General features: G+C 44.3%; 21 protein-coding genes and 1 pseudogene. 3 read left to right on the forward strand and 19 right to left on the reverse strand.

Translation table 11 applies throughout. The features are described 5' to 3' along the window. Nucleotides 1-77: 77 nt before the first annotated feature. Together CS022_RS13215 and CS022_RS13220 are read right to left on the reverse strand one after the other, a co-directional pair. Complete coding sequence (locus CS022_RS13215; protein ID WP_129122676.1) at nt 78-692, reverse strand: hypothetical protein; 615 nt, start codon at nt 690-692, stop codon at nt 78-80. A 127-nt stretch (nt 693-819) separates the two neighbouring features. Continuing rightward, nucleotides 820-1,383 carry a nucleotidyltransferase family protein gene (locus CS022_RS13220; RefSeq protein ID WP_129122677.1) on the reverse strand — a complete coding sequence of 188 codons (564 nt, stop codon included), beginning with the start codon at nt 1,381-1,383 and terminating at the stop codon, nt 820-822. Between the two features lie 259 nt (nt 1,384-1,642). On the opposite strand from CS022_RS13220, the gene CS022_RS13225 reads away from it, so the two are divergent. Together CS022_RS13225 and CS022_RS13230 are read left to right on the forward strand one after the other, a co-directional pair. After that, complete coding sequence (locus CS022_RS13225) at nt 1,643-2,692, forward strand: NAD-dependent epimerase/dehydratase family protein (protein WP_129122678.1); 1,050 nt, start codon at nt 1,643-1,645, stop codon at nt 2,690-2,692. Nucleotides 2,693-2,994: 302 nt separating this feature from the next. Continuing rightward, nucleotides 2,995-4,254 (forward strand): hypothetical protein, encoded by a 1,260-nt coding sequence (locus CS022_RS13230; protein WP_129122679.1) that lies wholly within the window; start codon nt 2,995-2,997, stop codon nt 4,252-4,254. Nucleotides 4,255-4,568: 314 nt separating this feature from the next. Here CS022_RS13230 and CS022_RS13235 read toward each other — a convergent pair whose 3' ends face one another. The 11 genes and pseudogenes from CS022_RS13235 to CS022_RS13285 form a co-directional block, all read right to left on the reverse strand. Continuing rightward, complete coding sequence (locus CS022_RS13235; RefSeq protein ID WP_129122680.1) at nt 4,569-4,955, reverse strand: ectoine synthase; 387 nt, start codon at nt 4,953-4,955, stop codon at nt 4,569-4,571. A gap of 11 nt (nt 4,956-4,966) precedes the next feature. After that, the gene (gene ectB, locus CS022_RS13240; protein WP_129122681.1) at nt 4,967-6,232 is read right to left on the reverse strand and encodes a diaminobutyrate--2-oxoglutarate transaminase; all 1,266 of its coding nucleotides are present in this window, start codon (nt 6,230-6,232) and stop codon (nt 4,967-4,969) included. A gap of 14 nt (nt 6,233-6,246) precedes the next feature. Beyond that, nucleotides 6,247-6,786: a diaminobutyrate acetyltransferase gene (ectA, locus tag CS022_RS13245; RefSeq protein WP_129122729.1), complete on the reverse strand. Its 540-nt coding sequence runs from the start codon at nt 6,784-6,786 to the stop codon at nt 6,247-6,249. 610 nt (nt 6,787-7,396) lie between these two features. Continuing rightward, a complete protein-coding gene (locus tag CS022_RS13250; RefSeq protein ID WP_161569630.1) occupies nt 7,397-7,954 on the reverse strand; it encodes a GNAT family N-acetyltransferase in 558 nt (185 codons plus the stop codon). A 195-nt stretch (nt 7,955-8,149) separates the two neighbouring features. Beyond that, nucleotides 8,150-9,621, reverse strand: a pseudogene (locus CS022_RS26395) (alkaline phosphatase D family protein). A 254-nt stretch (nt 9,622-9,875) separates the two neighbouring features. Continuing rightward, nucleotides 9,876-10,331 (reverse strand): GNAT family N-acetyltransferase, encoded by a 456-nt coding sequence (locus tag CS022_RS13260; RefSeq protein ID WP_129122683.1) that lies wholly within the window; start codon nt 10,329-10,331, stop codon nt 9,876-9,878. A gap of 226 nt (nt 10,332-10,557) precedes the next feature. Further along, nucleotides 10,558-10,842: a hypothetical protein gene (locus CS022_RS26400; protein ID WP_235869499.1), complete on the reverse strand. Its 285-nt coding sequence runs from the start codon at nt 10,840-10,842 to the stop codon at nt 10,558-10,560. Between the two features lie 14 nt (nt 10,843-10,856). Further along, entirely contained in the window at nt 10,857-11,330 is a 474-nt protein-coding gene (locus tag CS022_RS13270; RefSeq protein WP_129122684.1) for a GNAT family N-acetyltransferase, read from the reverse strand. Nucleotides 11,331-11,346: 16 nt separating this feature from the next. Further along, a complete protein-coding gene (locus CS022_RS13275) occupies nt 11,347-11,733 on the reverse strand; it encodes a VOC family protein (protein ID WP_129122685.1) in 387 nt (128 codons plus the stop codon). Between the two features lie 309 nt (nt 11,734-12,042). Beyond that, nucleotides 12,043-12,375, reverse strand: a complete 333-nt coding sequence (sugE, locus tag CS022_RS13280; protein ID WP_129122686.1) for a quaternary ammonium compound efflux SMR transporter SugE — start codon at nt 12,373-12,375, stop codon at nt 12,043-12,045. 65 nt (nt 12,376-12,440) lie between these two features. Continuing rightward, nucleotides 12,441-12,848 carry a GNAT family N-acetyltransferase gene (locus tag CS022_RS13285; RefSeq protein WP_129122687.1) on the reverse strand — a complete coding sequence of 136 codons (408 nt, stop codon included), beginning with the start codon at nt 12,846-12,848 and terminating at the stop codon, nt 12,441-12,443. 284 nt (nt 12,849-13,132) lie between these two features. Here CS022_RS13285 and CS022_RS13290 point away from each other — a divergent pair, with 284 nt between their 5' ends. After that, nucleotides 13,133-13,867, forward strand: a complete 735-nt coding sequence (locus CS022_RS13290; protein ID WP_129122688.1) for a pyridoxine 5'-phosphate synthase — start codon at nt 13,133-13,135, stop codon at nt 13,865-13,867. Between the two features lie 3 nt (nt 13,868-13,870). Here the strand turns inward: CS022_RS13290 and CS022_RS13295 are convergent, their stop codons facing one another. The 6 genes from CS022_RS13295 to CS022_RS13315 form a co-directional block, all read right to left on the reverse strand. Then, nucleotides 13,871-14,137, reverse strand: coding sequence for a GNAT family N-acetyltransferase (locus CS022_RS13295; protein WP_161569631.1), 267 nt, complete (start codon nt 14,135-14,137; stop codon nt 13,871-13,873). Beyond that, nucleotides 14,035-14,367, reverse strand: a complete 333-nt coding sequence (locus tag CS022_RS25385; RefSeq protein WP_201746283.1) for a hypothetical protein — start codon at nt 14,365-14,367, stop codon at nt 14,035-14,037. The genes CS022_RS13295 and CS022_RS25385 overlap by 103 nt, the downstream gene beginning before the upstream one ends. Before the next feature lie 100 nt (nt 14,368-14,467). Then, nucleotides 14,468-14,932, reverse strand: coding sequence for a ParB N-terminal domain-containing protein (locus CS022_RS13300; RefSeq protein ID WP_129122690.1), 465 nt, complete (start codon nt 14,930-14,932; stop codon nt 14,468-14,470). Between the two features lie 36 nt (nt 14,933-14,968). Continuing rightward, nucleotides 14,969-15,331, reverse strand: a complete 363-nt coding sequence (locus tag CS022_RS13305; RefSeq protein WP_129122730.1) for a VOC family protein — start codon at nt 15,329-15,331, stop codon at nt 14,969-14,971. After that, nucleotides 15,324-15,782: a VOC family protein gene (locus tag CS022_RS13310; RefSeq protein WP_129122691.1), complete on the reverse strand. Its 459-nt coding sequence runs from the start codon at nt 15,780-15,782 to the stop codon at nt 15,324-15,326. The genes CS022_RS13305 and CS022_RS13310 overlap by 8 nt, the downstream gene beginning before the upstream one ends. A gap of 12 nt (nt 15,783-15,794) precedes the next feature. After that, a complete protein-coding gene (locus tag CS022_RS13315) occupies nt 15,795-16,265 on the reverse strand; it encodes a hypothetical protein (RefSeq protein ID WP_129122692.1) in 471 nt (156 codons plus the stop codon). Between the last annotated feature and the right edge of the window lie 189 nt (nt 16,266-16,454).

Below are 16,454 nucleotides of genomic sequence, written 5' to 3' on the forward strand. Positions count from 1 at the left end.
AGTTATAAAAAAAGGAGCCTGTGTAGGCTCCTTTCTTCTTTCTATCATCTCAGGTACGTGAGTACACATTGCATTGGTCATGCGGGTGTTTCGTTCAATGCGCTTAAATTCAACTCTATGCTGTCTTGCTCGTCTGATGTCAGTATCAAAGAAAGGCGTGATAGCAGCTCTTCCTTTGAACATGTGACCATAAAGTCATGTACTGAAGAACGGTTTTCTGCAACCACCAGATTACCGTCGTTGATACTTATTGAGGCAATATCAGCAATTTTAATGTCTGTGCGGGATTCGGGGAAAGCAGAGTGAATAACCAGATTATTACCGTTTCGGCTGACTGATTTACGGGCTTTCTGGCGAATTTTCGTAATAAGGCTGCACTGTCGGTATCCAGCAAAAAATATCATACAAATTGCTATGTGAAAGCCATGGCTTAGCGAGAGGCTTCCGAAATAAATGTGATTGGCGATATGGCCGAAAAAGAGGGCGGAAGAAAAAAGAAAATAAAGGCTATCACAACAGAAAAACCCGTTTCGTCGCTGGTTAAGCAAATAATAAATAAAAAACGATACGCCACTAATTAAAAAAAGGCCGAATGCTGGGGGGGATAAACCATTTTCGAGTGTTTCGTTGATGGCACTGAGTAAGATAAAACTCGACATGGCTGCAAACATGGCCTGTATGACATACTGCATGAAAAACTCCTTCGCTTGCCTAACAATTAAGACGTTATGCAAACTGGCGCATTTTTCCCACTCTTTACGTTGACGCTTGTGACGCATTTCTCCTCAATAGAGTGATTGATAAGAGAATTATCACCCCTTAACTGTGATGAACATTCCATGGCAAAACAAAGACCTCTGGCCAGCGTCGTTTAAACCCGTCAGTCATTTTCAAATAACTTTCCTCAGACATCGCCATTTTATTGGGTCTGACGGTCATGGAAAACAAGTCATCGAGACCATAGGCAGAAAACACCTCAATGTTTCCGTTTACCGATTTAACGCCAATTGAAAACGCAGGCAGCCATGACGCGATACCGTCTTCCGTCTTTTGATAAGGGGTTATTGTGTGTCCAAACTTTCTGGGGTACCACTCATGTACTATCGCCTGATTTTTCACATCAACCGGAATAGAGTGAGTGATTCGCCGGGTAATCTGAGTTTCATAAAAAGATTCAGTTAATGCTCTCTGGTCGTCGAAGTAGACAATATCGAAGTCCTTAACTTTATTGAGCAAAGGTAAACCTAGTAGGTGATTCCATACGCATTGAGTTATCGCGCCACCTGCGAGGTAGTAATTCGGCAATGCGATTTTTTCACAAATACGGAGTGTCTCGGTGATCTCTGCGCTAGTGGTAATGATATCGATGAGTCTTTGTTTCATAGTGATTCCTCGAATTGTCATCGTTAAATTTACCTGAGTAACATGCGTATGCAGTCACGCAGAAAGAACACTGCGAGTCAGTTAATATTTACTGGTTGCTACCGAATTGTCGCATGTGTGAGGCAAGTGAAAGACTGACGAAAGTGCAACACATTAGATAAGCCTAATGATGAATATCAACGTCACTTGGTGCAGTATGGACTGAGTATGGATATAACTGCTGAAGAGAAAGTCCTTCAATAATGACAGGGAGTGCAACATGAGCGAGTTCTTTTCTCAATCACCGGTGCTAGTGACAGGGGCTAATGGCTATGTCGCATCATGGATCGTTAAAAAACTGCTGGATGCGGGCAACACGGTTCACGCAACGGTAAGAGATCGTGATAACGAGGACAAAGTCGGACACCTTAAGGCAATGGCAGCGTCTTCGGGGGGAAAACTTTGTCTATTTAACGCCAATTTGTTAGATGAAGGTGCTTACGATGAAGCCATTTTAGGTTGTGAAATAGTCTTTCATACAGCGTCTCCTTTTGTCGTACGTGGTGTGAAGGACAATGAGAAAGATTTACTTGAACCTGCAAAGCTCGGTACAAAGAACGTGCTTGATGCGGTGAATCGAACTGAAACCGTCAAGCGTGTTGTATTGACCTCGAGCGTTGCTGCGATTTATGGCGACAGTGAGGATCTTCAGCATGCAGGTAAATCCGCCTTTGATGAAACTGATTGGAATTTGTCGAGCTCTGCGGTTCATCAGCCTTACTCCTATTCAAAAACCATTGCTGAACAGCTTGCGTGGCAAATGAATAAAGGGCAAAACCGCTGGCAATTGCTTACCATTAATCCCGGTCTTGTGCTTGGCCCAACGCTTGGTAATACCGGCAGTGAAAGTATGCGAATATTTAAAGACCTTTATGACGGCAAGCTTTTCCCTGCCGCGCCTGATTTAACGTTCGGTATTGTCGACGTTCGGGATGTGGCTAAAGCGCACCTTCTGGCAGCATTTACAGAGAATGCCTCAGGGCGTCATATCACGGTAGCGGGCACTATGAGCTATCTCGATATCGCAACAGTACTCAGAGAGCACTTCAAAGACAAAGCGAAGTTGACGCCAAAGTTTACTGCGCCCAAATCGATACTCTGGCTGGTGGCGCCGCTGTTCGGGATAACTCGCGCGTTTATTAGCAAGAATGTTGGCTACAAGCTAGCGTTTGACAACAGCTATATTCAACGCGATTTGGGGATGAAATTTGATGATTTAGATAAATGTCTTATTGATCACTTCGCGCAGGTTATTGGAACCAAAAATTAAATAAATTTTTAATGGGTTAAGTCTAGATGGTTTCACGCTTAAAAGAAGCGAGTTACTCTTAATAATAGAACCTTAACCTATTCCTTAATTCTTTATTTATAGTTTTTATATTAAAAGTATACTTTTCAATCATTAGATAATACTTATTAACGGCTTTTTATTTTATTAAAAACTAATGATACAAAAATATATACTCACTTCATATTAAAAAGATAAATAAGATTAATTTTATAAAACTAAACGAATAAGTGATCGACGGAATCGTTCATAAAGTGAAACAACGTCAGTAATGGAGATAAAGCATGGCGAACTACTATAAGCCTGAAATAAGAAACAATAGACCACAGCAATCTAGCCAAGGCCAGTTGAGCCCTATAAATCAACCACGTGATAATAGGAGAGCATTCTCAGGACGTCGCACTCCTGCTGCTCCCCGCCCCGCAGCTGCCCCCCAAAATCCATCATCTAGCACATCTAGAAGAAACGCAAATAACGTACATATAGATAGAACGATTAAGGACGGAGTCACAGCAGGTAGCTTAGGCAAAGCATTTTATGGAAATGCCACAGGTAATGCAGTGGGCAATCAACCGCTTTTTTCTACTGCAACACAGGCAAATAACGTTCGGAATGAAGTTTTCAAAGGACTAAGTTTAAGGGCCGGTGAGCGTCTAAGCGATGGGGATAGGTCGAAGCTTGCAGGAGCTCTAACAAATGTAGTCGTTAGGACGGGGGACACTGCTGATCAGCAGTTACTCAATACTCAATTACCGATAAAGCTAGACTTGGCAACTGGTACCCAAGACTTTATTAACAAAGCAAAATCTGGAAAAGTAACTGTTGGAGATGTACTTGCTCAACCTGGAGATTTTGTTTTGGGCGGCAAAGGTGTTAACGATGCCATTGGAGACTATCTGGCTGACCCTAACAGTGCGAAGAAGTTAGCGAAAGTAGTTACTAATGTGGTCGTTGCTAAGTTACAGCAATTTGCTCCATTTTCACCGGCCCTATCGGAAATTGCTGAAATAGTGGCACGAAACATTATTGATAATCCTGCACTTCAGGATTTTTGGAATATTGCCAGCGGGATACTCAAGCAAACTGGTGTAGCAGGTCTTCTTAAACCTCTTAATAACTTTGTTTCTCAACCTGCTCCTGAGCCTATTTCTGACATTTATCGCTCAATCGGAAATGGGGTCAAAGCTGCAGAAAATATTACAGGTAATGCCATTGAGACTGTTCTCCGTGGAGCAGGTGGAATTACTCGCGGTAATTTTGATGCAATAAAAAGCATAGCACCTCAGCTAGCAGAAACATTTCGTGGTCTTATCCAGGAGCCAGCACGACAATTCCGACAATTTTTCGGAGCAGTCCGTCAGGGAGCAGAAAATGTTGTTAGAGGGTTTCAAAATGTGGCAAGGCAAACCGCCAGAAACGTTAATCATGGAGTTCAGCAAATCCAGAGGGGCGCTACACAGACATTGAATGGTCTCTCGCGGGTAATTAATGATTTAAATCCGTTTACTCCACATCCGGCAAGGCGTGGTCGAGGTTACGCATAGCTTTAAACATCACTTTTCTAAACAAGCCCAGAAAAGCTGGGCTTTTTACAAACATACCTAGTAAGGTCAAAAGTGTTGCCTATTTTTAGCTGCGTCATCAAAAGAAGCTTTACTAGGTATTTAAAAGGCTAGATCTAGATAAATATCGAAGGGAAATTTAGCAGCTACTTCTCTAGAATATATTTTAGTATTTATTAAAAAACACTAACAAAGTTTTTAGCACTGACTAGCCAAAAGAGATGCTCAAGTTAGGTCAAGCAAAGATGGATGATAAGCTTCTTTGCTTGATTTAGATTCCTAGATTTAAATTCTTATTAGTCGATCAACGGATATACGCCATTTTCATCGTGCGTTTCATTGCCAGTGATGGGCGGGTTGAAAACACAGGCCATCACCATGTCTTCACCGTCAAACGCGCGTAAAAAATGCTCATCGTGTTTATCCAGAATGTAAAGTGTGCCCGGCTCAATGGGGTACGTTTTGTCGCCAATCACCTCAATTTCACCGGTGCCTGACATGCAGTAGACAGACTCAAGGTGATTTTTATAGTGGATATGGGTTTCCGTACCCTTGTAGATCGTGGTGATATGGAAAGAAAAGCCCATCTTGTCATCTTTGAGCAGCATTCTTACGCTTTCCCATGTTTCTGCAACAACCCGACGTTCGCTGTTTTTACACTCTTCTAGCGTTCTGACAATCATCGTTCAATCCCTTATGACGCTTTTCTTGTTTGTTCTGCTGCAACCTGTTCGGCTGCTTTGAGGAAAATGGCAAGTCCATGCGCCAAATCTGACTCTGTGATTGTTAGTGGACAGAAGAATTTTATGACTTCATCGTTCGGTCCCGCTGTTTCAATCACCATGCCGTTTTCAAAACACAGTGATGCAATATCGCCTGCAATATCACCGTTAATGCTTTCAACGCCTTGCATCATTCCTCGTCCCTTTGCTCTAACGAAGATATTAGGGAATGAATTCAACGCCGTTTGGATTGTCTTCGTCACCTGTTCCGAGCGCGCCTGAATATGCTGTTCGAACGCATCGTTTTGCCAGAAATGCTCGATAGCTGTCTTGGCTGTTACAAAGGCATGGTTGTTGCCCCTGAATGTACCATTGTGTTCGCCAGGCAACCATTCATCTAACTCAGGCTTTAACAGTACAAGCGCCATCGGGAGGCCGTAACCACTAATGGATTTTGACAGGGTGACAATGTCAGGTGTTATACCTGAGGGCTCAAAGCTAAAGAAGGTGCCTGTTCTGCCGCAGCCCGCCTGAATATCGTCAACGATCACAAGTATCTTGTGTTTTTTACAGATAGTCTCCAGACGTTGAAGCCAAGCATTTGACGCGACATTTAATCCGCCTTCGCCTTGAACCGCCTCAAGCAGAACCGCGGCTGGCTTGTCTAAACCGCTCGAGTTATCTGACAGCATGGTATCGAAATAGGTCAGACCATCTATGTCGGCATAATCCTCAAACGGAATGCGGGTTGTTCCCGGAAGTGGGATACCCGCTCCACCGCGATGATGTTGATTACCTGTCGCAGCCAGCGCACCCAAGCTGCAGCCATGGAAGCCATTTGTAAAGGTGACAATGTTAGTTCGCCCTGTCACTTTTCTCGCCAACTTCATCGCAGCCTCGACAGCATTAGTGCCCGTTGGCCCCGTAAACTGTGTTTTATAATCCAGACCGCGCGGAGAGAGTATGTGCTGATTAAACGCAGTGAGAAATTGGCGTTTTGCATCGGTATACATATCAAGACCGTGGGTGATACCGTCTTGTGAAATGTATGCGAGCAGCGCCTCTTTCAGAATGTCATTGTTGTGGCCGTAATTGAGCGAGCCAGCACCTGCCAAAAAGTCAATATAACCTTTGTTATCAGCCGTATGCAGCCAGCTTCCTTTCGCTTTGGAGAAGACGACCGGAAAGCTATTGCAATACGATCGTACTTTCGATTCTTTTTCTTCGAAGATATTCATGTTTATCCAGTTTCTTAGAGGCTTGAATTCAGTGGGATGCGGTAGAGATGTTCAGTGTCATGACGACCTTTGAAGTGCATTTCTTCATCAAGAAAAATGGAAACTTCACCATTTCTTCCATGGCGCTCGTCAAGCTTTTCAAATAGACGCCAGGACGCTTTGTTCGTTTTGGTGATGGTGGTTTCTACTACATCAATCTTTGATAAATGCTCTCGCTCAAGCAACCTGTCCAGCATGGTCGAAGCCAGCCCTCTTCCGCGCATGGTTGGCGACACGGCTACCTGCCAAACAAATAACTCATTGGCTGTCTGAGGTTTGATATACGCCGAGATAAACCCAGCGATGACACCGTTGTCCTCAGCGAGAAGGCACGTCTGATTAAAGTGATGAGACTGGAGAAAGTTACAGTATGAGGAGTTTTCGTCGAGCGGTGGGCATTTGGCAATGAGATCGTGAATATCAATACCGTCCTGCCTCTCTGGTATTCGAAAAGTCAGGGTGTCACCACTCTCGCTAATAGGTTTTCGCGAGTCGTGGCAATGTAAAAGCTCCATGCTCATTTGTTTGCCTTTATTTAGATCTCTAAACAATTTCTTGCGAGCATGCTATCGATCTGAGACGAGAACTTCAATTTTTGAAAATCAAGAGGGGTTGTAATTGGGTATCCCCTTGATTTTAATAGTCTGGTGAAGAGCTAAAAGCACTCAAAATGCTTTGAACTCTAAATAAATTCATCAAAGCGAAACCTAATAATCCAATATAAATCAAATTTAAATATGTAATAAATGTATAATAAATAAAAAATAGTGACATTGATCGTCGGCGATGTTGGACGAGAAAGTGACCTTACGTTGACCAAAGTAATAAATGGAAAAAGTGCAATCTCGCTTAGAAACTATTGTTCTGACTGTGATACTGAGTCAGCTTGATGAATAGAAAGGGTTGTTTAACTTTGATTTAACGGTGATTTCTGATGAGCTGAAAGCACGTTGGCCCCCATACTCAATCCTAATTTTGCTGATGCAACCAAAATAAGGACGGGGCTAGCGTACTCTGGTGCTTCGCACAACATTGTTTAAGAGGTTGCTTAAGAGTTAGCCGATCGAGCAATAATGGCAGCATGAGGAGACATTTTGTAGATTACTGTTCCCAATAACTGTGCCATCAAAGGCCAGGAACATGATAAACCACTTCGTTGAGTGTGAATCCGGATTGTGATTTAGCCAGCTTCTCATAAGCGATTTCGCCGCCAAGGTGCTCAGCGATTGCACTGCTAGGAGCATTTGCTTTGTCTACTGGGTAAACCGCAAAGTCGAAATCAATATTGTCTATTGCCCAGTTAAACAATGTCTCCATCGCCTCGAGCCCATACCGATTGCCGTGGGCGCTTTTCTTTATCCACAGGCCTAACTCGGGTGTCGATGCGCTCTTCTGGCCTTCAAACGCACAAATGCCCAAAAATTCATGGCTCTGCTTGCAGCACACCGCACAAAAGACACTTGTTCTCAGTGTCATGGCTGTTTTGGCGACGTCGATAAACTCTCTTATCTCACTGATATCATCGGCTGGTTTGGGGATCATGTAGCGAGTGATACTTGCATTAAATTCAGTGAAAATCGTTTCGGCATATCGATCATGGACTGGAAAAAGAACGATACGGTCACCTCGTATAGCAAGGTCCAACAAACAAATCTCTGCGTTTTTAAAATGCAATGTTGGCAAGACGACTCCCGCTTGTATTCTCCGTTTGAGCTGGTTGGTAGTATATGGCAGGGCATGTCGACAGGTCTGTTACCTCTCTGCAAGACTGCGATTTACATTGTAAAAACGTTGCTCGGAGAACGGGTCACTGAGCAACGTGTTTTTAGCAACTGATGCCTTATTTATAGAGCTAGCCTGATCAGAGATTGATGAAGACTAGTTTTTAATAAGCCTTGGGATGCCATCTTTTATTTTAAAGCTACGGTCTACAAAAACATTATCATTCACCACACCGACGACGGGAACATGATGCCAGTCTGCTACCGCCTCCTGCTCTGTGATTGTCAGAGTAACGAAGCCGCGATTTTTAATGTCGACATAGCGGATGTGTGGGTTTTCAAGTCGTAATACTTTCGCTACATCTCCAACAATTTGCTGCAACCCAGGCACTGGAATCGATGGCGACGTGACTGATGAAGACACCAGCTCAACCGCGACTGCACCATTACGGGTAATTGGGTTGTACTGGTTCCAGTCATAAGGGTCATAGCTGATATCTGCTGCCCATGAGGAATGAACGTCACCCGTCAGAAATATCACGTTATTGATTTCATGATTGACGATATGGTCGAGCAGTCTATTTCTGGCTGCGGGGTAGCCATCCCACGAGTCAGTATTGACCAGATTGCCAAAGATTTTAGTTTGTAGCATTTGTACTTGCTGACCCAGAAGTTTCCACTTCACACCGTCATTTTGCGCTGATGAAAGGTTGTCATAGAGCCACTGCTCTTGCTCAACGCCGAGCAACGTGCGTTCAGGGTCATGTGTGGCTGGGTCATTAATCCCAACCTGTTGATCACGCCCGATGAAACGGGCATCGAGCATATTAAGCTCTACTAATTGCCCAAACCGAAAGCGGCGATAAGCTTTATCGCGGCTGCACTGCGTTCTTCCCAGCTTCCTTCACCCTCATTGTGGTTTTCAGCACCATGTTTCCATGTGTTATTGGCAAATTCATGGTCATCCCATATACAGATCATCGGGTGATTGGCATGGAGTGCCTGTAAATCTTTGTCGGTTTTGTAGGTTGCATGGCGAGCGCGGTAATCGTTAAGCGTGATCATTTCGCCGTCAGGCGATACTTTCCGGTTCCAGAGGAAATGATTACGGTAGATGTCTTTATTACCGTATTCGTAAAGATAATCACCAAGGTGGAGCACGACATCAATCTCCTGAATCTCTGCAATACGGGCATAAACGTTAAAGTATCCGTAGCTGTAATGAGAACATGATGTAAAGGCGATTTTGACGCGAGAAACATCATTAGTAGTCAGTGTTTTGGTTCTGCCAATGGTAGAGGTGTAGACATTATCTTTGACCGCTAACGTAAAGCGAAAATAGTAGTAGGTATTTTCCTGCAACCCAGTAACGTCTTGTTTCACTGTAAAATCACGTTCGTGGCTGGTTACCACTGTACCTTCTTGCACCAAGCTATCGAATCGCGGGTCGAGTGACACTTCCCATTTAACGGCAATATTCAGTGCGTTAACATCAAAATTATCTTTTACGTCTTCCGGCAAAGAAAGGTGCGTCCAGATGATAACGCGATCGCTAAGCGGGTCACCGCTGGCCACCCCATGAACGAAAGGGGTCGTTTTAAACTCGCAACCTGTGAGAGAGAAAGTCATGGGCACCACAGAGAGAGCTGCGGAGTTTTTGATGAAAGAGCGGCGTGTAATATTCACTTTGATAACCTTGTTATTATGAAAAACGTCGCTGAGTAAACACTCTAAAAATGAACCTAATATAAAGTTTTTCTTTCAGGCTGGAGGAATGAATGGCTAATGGAAGGCTTGTCGAATGGAGTAAGAGAAAAGATGTAAATTTAACACATCATCATAGAGGTATTTATCAATAATTTTATGAGGTTATATGTAAATATTTATCTCTGGATTTGAGAATAAGTCATAGATAAGTGGTTGGCGATTTTAGAACTGACTGGCATTTGCATTTTGAAATACGGAATATCGCTTTTGTGAAAACGTTCTCCCTCTGCTTTCATGCCAATACGTTGATAAATCGCCATTGCTGATTCTCTGGCATCACACCAAAACGTTTTCACTGATGATGATTTGAGATCGCTGAGCATGACATGAAGCATTGCGGTGCCAACGCCTTTCCCTTGGTGAGCTGATAGTGTGGCAAACTTTCTGAGCCTCGCCGTGTCACCGTCAATAAAAATCGACCCGACGCTCACCAATTCACCTTCAATAAACGCACCGTAATGCGTGGCAGTGTCGTCACCTTTAACCTGACTGAAATCGACAGGTTTATCGGGCCATAGTACCTGATGTCGAATTGGGAGTACCTGCTGGGCAGTAATCGTAGAGATTTTCATTAGAAGCGCTACTCAGGCTTGTTGGTGTAATCAAGGATTATCAGTGATCGGCTGCCAAGTATAAAGTCTGTCCAAAAGACCTTCTTCATTGTTGGTATCTCCCGGCTGACTGGTGAAACCATGCCGTTCATAAAATATCTGTGCTCGGATGTTTTTCTCAAATGTTCTCAGTGTCAGGCGGCCAGCGATAACTCTTTGGCTATTTTCATAAATTGACTCCCCAGCCCTAGACCTTGAAGTTCGGGTGAATATAGAGCTGGGAGATTTCGTCATCACTGACTGCTATAAAACCCACAGGTAAGTTGTCGGTTGAGGTCAATGCGGTAAATACACGGTATTGCTCCGTTAGTACCGTTTTAAAATATTCAGCCTGCCCTTCAAAAGGGTGAATAGGGGAAATACCTGTGACGTCAGCATGCGCCTCTCGCCAGAGAGACGTAAGTGCTTTCGTGTGCGATGCTGAAAACTGGACGATAACGAAAGTGTTATCTGCTATCGGAAAGTTACTCATTATCTCTCAGTCACTCAGCGAATGTATCGGTCTGCTCGTGCTTTAAAGTCAGTATTGTTTAGCGTGAACGCAATAAAGCACTCATCTGGAGGTGACTCTGAAAACCCAAGCCGTCGGTGTAATCGAATCGATGCTTCGTTATTTTGGTGAACACGGCTTGTCAACGAGTTCACCTGTCGCTCGTTAAGCTGTTTGACTAGGTTTCTAAAAAGTTTCCTAAGCACAGCGCCTTTTCGGTGCTGTGGGTGAATTTGTAACGAATTGATATAGGCTGATGAATTGTCACGTGACGAGCACTGAATGTAGCCAATCAGAGCGCCATTGACATACGTGGTCTCGATATGACTACCGTTTTCAATTTCCTGTGTTAACGCGTTTATACGTCGCTTTATGTCATACACGCCGCCAGCAGCGGCGATAATAGGTGTCATATTGATGCTGTCGAGCGAGGCGACATCATTGATCAGTGTATTGGTTTTGTCGGTCATCTTAGCCTTTATTTATTCAGGCAGCCGTCGAGTATTCTACCGATAGGCCATTAAGGTCAGTGAACCAAAGGCAGTGCTCGGCATGCAGAGCGCTTTCATCGGGCTGCTGTAATTTATTGAGTGCAACACCTCGTGATGTAAGTGCTTGCGCCATAAGTTCCACATCGTTGGCAGATGATGCGCCAAAGGGTATATGTTTGAGGTCTTTCAGTGTTGGATGAAAAACTTCAGGCGATTCGAGGTTTGCGGCCTGCACAAACGACAGGTAACACTCACCCAAATTATAACTGAACCCCTTATCCCACTGCGCGTTCGGACAGTAGCCGACTTCATCCAGAAACCATGACCAAAAAATACGCGATTTTTCAATATCATCTACGTGAACTTCTAAGTACTTTATCATTTTCTCGGGTCCCCAAGCTGCGGTGCGATTCTTATAATTACGTTTTAAAAATAGCCAGTAGAGGCACTTTCGAAGAACGATATTTGCACCTTGTGATAACAGTCAGAGCCGTTTTACAAAATCATTTACCAGTCTGCCTCCGATATTTATGTCGAATTGAAGCGAGTTAACGAATTACAGGTGATAAGTGCTAAGAAGATGATAATGGGTCGGAACATTCGTCTTTTATAATGTTGAGTGTTTTCATAATATAAGAAAGAGAAACGGGCAGGGCAAAATGACCCTGCCGTCTGTCGCAGATGATAAGAATTAAACCAGCGCGTTGCCTGAGCCCAGCACCTTCAGCCCAACAACACCTGCGACAATCAGACCGATGCAGGCCACTCTGACGAAATCAATACTTTCGTTGAACCACACGATACCAACAATTGCCACACCAACGGCGCCGATACCCGTCCATATGGCATAGGCATTGCCGATTGGCAGTGTTTTCAGCGCCATGGCCAAACAGCCAAAGCTCACCCACATAGCTGCAATAGTGATAACCGATGGCCAGAGCTTGGTAAAGCCCTCAGATTGCTTGAGCATGACAGCCCAGACGACTTCGAATAGACCTGCGACAAGTAGAAATAACCATGCCATGAATGTGTACTCCTTAGCGGGTGTTTTTGATAAATAAATGTTTGTTATTAAAGTCAGAATAAGCGTTAAATGCGTTTTACCATGACGTTGACCGGGAGCGGCGAGTAGCCAGATTTGAGCCAGTACTCCGCTGTTTCTTCGCGATTCACGACAGCGACAGTTGGCGCGCCCATTTTTTTAAGGTTGCTTTGAACGGCTTGAATAAGCGTTTTGCCTACGCCGAAGCGTTGGTATTGCTTTGCAACAGAAACGAGTTGTAGCTGAGCGCGCGAGCCATCGTAAAAACCTTTGGCAAACCCCGCGACCTTGCCATCCCATTCAGCCACCAAAAATACTGACGATGGGTTATCAGCGACCCGTTTCATTGAGGCCTTATTCTCGACGTCAGGAAATTCAAATTGATCATTTTCAATCAGAATGTTCTCCAGTAAGTCGCCATCGCTGTCACGAAAGTCTCTTAACGTGATGTTCAAATCTTTGCTCCGATACGTCTCGATCCAGCAAAAAATACCCCATAGAGAGACTAACTTTTCAGGCAGTCCGGTCGTTCTTGCGGCGTAACTTACACTTTTATAAACATCAAAATAAACCTATAAAAACAATGGTTTGTAATTACTTCTGGTAGTAAAGAGAAAATTGGCCGTCAGTTTTGCGTATATTTGCGGTTCACTACACAGCGATGTTACTTGTCTGTCACAAAAAGACATGAGAAGAATGAAAGCAAGTGAACCCGTTGCTAAAGGAGTTATCGCGTTCGATGACCAAGTTAAGTGTAAATCTCAATAAAATCGCGTTACTCAGAAATTCAAGAGGGCGTGACTTTCCCAATGTTGTCGATTTTGCAGAGAAATTTATCTCGCGTGGTGTGCACGGGATTACCGTTCACCCGAGGCAAGATGAGCGACATATTACTCGACAGGATGTGAGAGACCTTTCACGCCTGTTGTCCTGTGATGGCGAGGTTGAGTTTAATATCGAAGGTTATCCATCTGAGGATTTTTTGCAGCTCGTGGAGGAAGTGAAACCAAAACAGTGCACCTTAGTACCGGATTCCCCCGAACAGTTAACGTCTGATCATGGTTGGGATTTGAGCCAGGATGGTGAGTACCTTGCGACTATTTGTGAGCGCCTGAACGGGCAGGGTATTCGCACTGCCATTTTTTTAGACCCTAGTCTCGAGCAAGTTGAAAGAGTGAAAGCCACACATGCTCATCGCATTGAACTCTATACCGAAACCCTTGCTGCCGCCTATGGCACGCCAGAGTTTGACAGTGTACTGGCTAAGTTTAAAGCCGTGGCCACTCGTGCTCAGGAGCTGGGAATTGAAGTCAACGCGGGGCATGATCTGGACCTACAAAACCTTCCGCATTTTTTAACCATCCCTGATATAAAGGAAGTCTCAATTGGTCATGTATTAATGATTGAGTGTATCGAACAGGGGTTGGACAGTGTTGTGGAGCAGTATTTAGACATATGTCGTCAATCAGCATGAAGATTATTCGTGGCCAACTCCCAAACATTTGGCCATGACGATGACATCAAAATAAGCGCCGTTTCCATAAGCGGCGCTTTTCTTAACCCCTTCAGCCACAAAGCCATTTCTTACATAAAGCTTTTGTGCGCCCGTGTTATCGGCCGGTACCTCGAGCTCAATACGCGTTATTCCCAACTCATTTTTGCAGAGTTTAAACAGGTGAGTGAGTAGTTGCTGACCCACACCTTGGCCTCGGCTATGATGAGAAACAGTAATACCAAATGACACGATATGACGTTGCTTGGCATTAAAAACGGCGTGATGACCAGGTGGCCGATAATCGATTTATCCTGACTATCGCAGAATACAAAGTTCAACTGTGATTCTAAGAATTTGTTGAGGAAGTTTTCAATCGTAAAAAAGGGCAGCAAATACCAGCTGTTAAAAACAGCATCCTGATCCTGATAGAGGTTGTATACCTCAAAGAAATCATCCGGTTCCATTGTTCGGATAGACATGTACGGCATCCTTTTTTGGGTAATTAGACTGTGTTGGAGTTGTCACTGAACCAGTCACGAGCTTGCCTAGTCATAAAGACCCGTGAGTCAAAATACTATTTCAAGCATAGGATGGATTACGCCAAGGGTTGTATAAGCTTGGGCTGAATTCCGTAGGGAATAGCGCTACAAGGGATTTGATTTCTATAAAGTCTTGGATGTTGGGCGAGTGAATGCGCACTTTGACAGTTGTTAGGCCTTGCTGTTTTAATCTAGCCAGTCGGTGGAGTCCATCAAGAATATAGTAGCGGTTGTTAGAGTAGATAAGGTCTATGGGATAGCGCAAATCTGCTTGTATGACTCGCTGCCACTGGTGCGGATGCAGGCTTGGGTCATTGAGTACATCAATGGGCTTCACGTCGAAACGCATTTCGCCTTTTACCGATGACCAAAATGGAAGCTCAAACATAAATGCTAACGTGTCGATGTGAAGCTGCTGGCTCGGCGCATCGAGCGCCCAGACTTTGGTGACATCCCAGTTATATGGCAACAGAAAGCCTTGTAATGCCTCTGGTATCTTCTTCATCCATCTAATTCATCAATGTGAGTTGACGTTCCGGCATTATAAATAGGTGACCGCTTCTACGTTGTTGCCATCAGGGTCAAAAACAAAAGCGGCATAGTAGTTTGGAGAGTAATGCGCGCGAAGCCCCGGCTTGCCGTTACATTTCGCGTTCACCTCCATTGCTGCATGATGAAACTGTTTCACAGCGTTTTCGTCTGTTGCTGAGAAAGCAATATGGCAACCGGTATTGCTCTCTCCATGTTCAATCAAAAAACGCACCTTGTTTTCGTCGATAACACCAAAGCCTGCGGCAGCGTCATCACTCCACTTTAATTCAATGTTCAAAAGTGCAAGACAGGCTTGATAAAAACGTTTGCAGACGTCGAAGTTGTTTGTCTTGATTTCAAAATGATCAATCACTGTTTGTTTGACTCTCATTGGGTTGATGTTCGTCGGATTGAACGGGCATGTTTTCCGGGCCTATCCACGTAAATGGGTTCATCGCCAGCTCCCAGAGGTAACCATCAGGATCTTTGAAATAACCACTGAACCCACCCCAGAATACCTTTTGTGGCGCTTTCACCATTTCTGCTCCAGCAGCTACAGCTTCTTCCATTGCCGCAATGACTTCCTCTTCAGTTTCTAGACAATGCGAAATCGTCACACCGCTGAAGCCAGAGCCTTCGGCAGACACATTGGCATCTTCGGCTAAGGCGTCTTTGCCATATAGGCCAAGCCAGGTGCCGTTAAGGTTGAAGAAAGCCACTTCATCCTCGTTGCCATAACGAGGGAAACCGAGATCGGAATAGAATTTGACTGAGCGTTTCAGGTCGCTGACACCGAGTGTCAACATACTCATTCTGGGTTGCATAAGAGCTTTCCTTTATTGGTTGTTCGACAATGTAAGACTGAGAGAAACATCTGTATCGGGGACATTGACGGGTTCGAGAAGACACCATGATTTATCGCTCACTTCATCATTCACTGCCCAACGGTGAAGGTATTTTACTTTTCGTTCATTCCATTCGAAGACAAGCTCACTGTTGAAGCCCTCAAGTTGGCCCGTTCCGGTGTAGGAATACGTCCATAAGGCATCGTCGTGAGTCGCTAAGGTATGAATGGTTATCGACGGTAGCTCCTCCATATGCAGATGAAGTGTTTTGTCGCCGTTCTCATTGGTTGTCAGCAGTGCAAGTTCTTCGTGCACTTTTTCGCCGTCGGAAATTCTTTGACAAATGTAATGCATGGATTGCGTACCCGTTGAGGATAAATTTGAGATTGTCAGCTTTCCCTCAAACTGCTCGTTGTCGTGATTTACGCCAGTGCCAATATAGTGCGAATGTGTAAATTGCATACTGATGACCAGAAGGTTATGGACGCTCTACCTTACTCGGTTGTCAATATTGCAAGGTAGCGCCTTCTCTTTATTTTGCGTCTTATTTAACAGAAGCGTTCACTTACGACTCTCGGGCTGGAGGTCAGGAAACCAGTTGCTTTGTAACGCTTTTTTGTGACTTTCTCATTTGACGACTCGGTCAGTTCT

It is taken from the genome of Veronia nyctiphanis (assembly GCF_004116385.1).
GTDB classification, from domain to species: Bacteria; Pseudomonadota; Gammaproteobacteria; order Enterobacterales; family Vibrionaceae; genus Veronia; species Veronia nyctiphanis.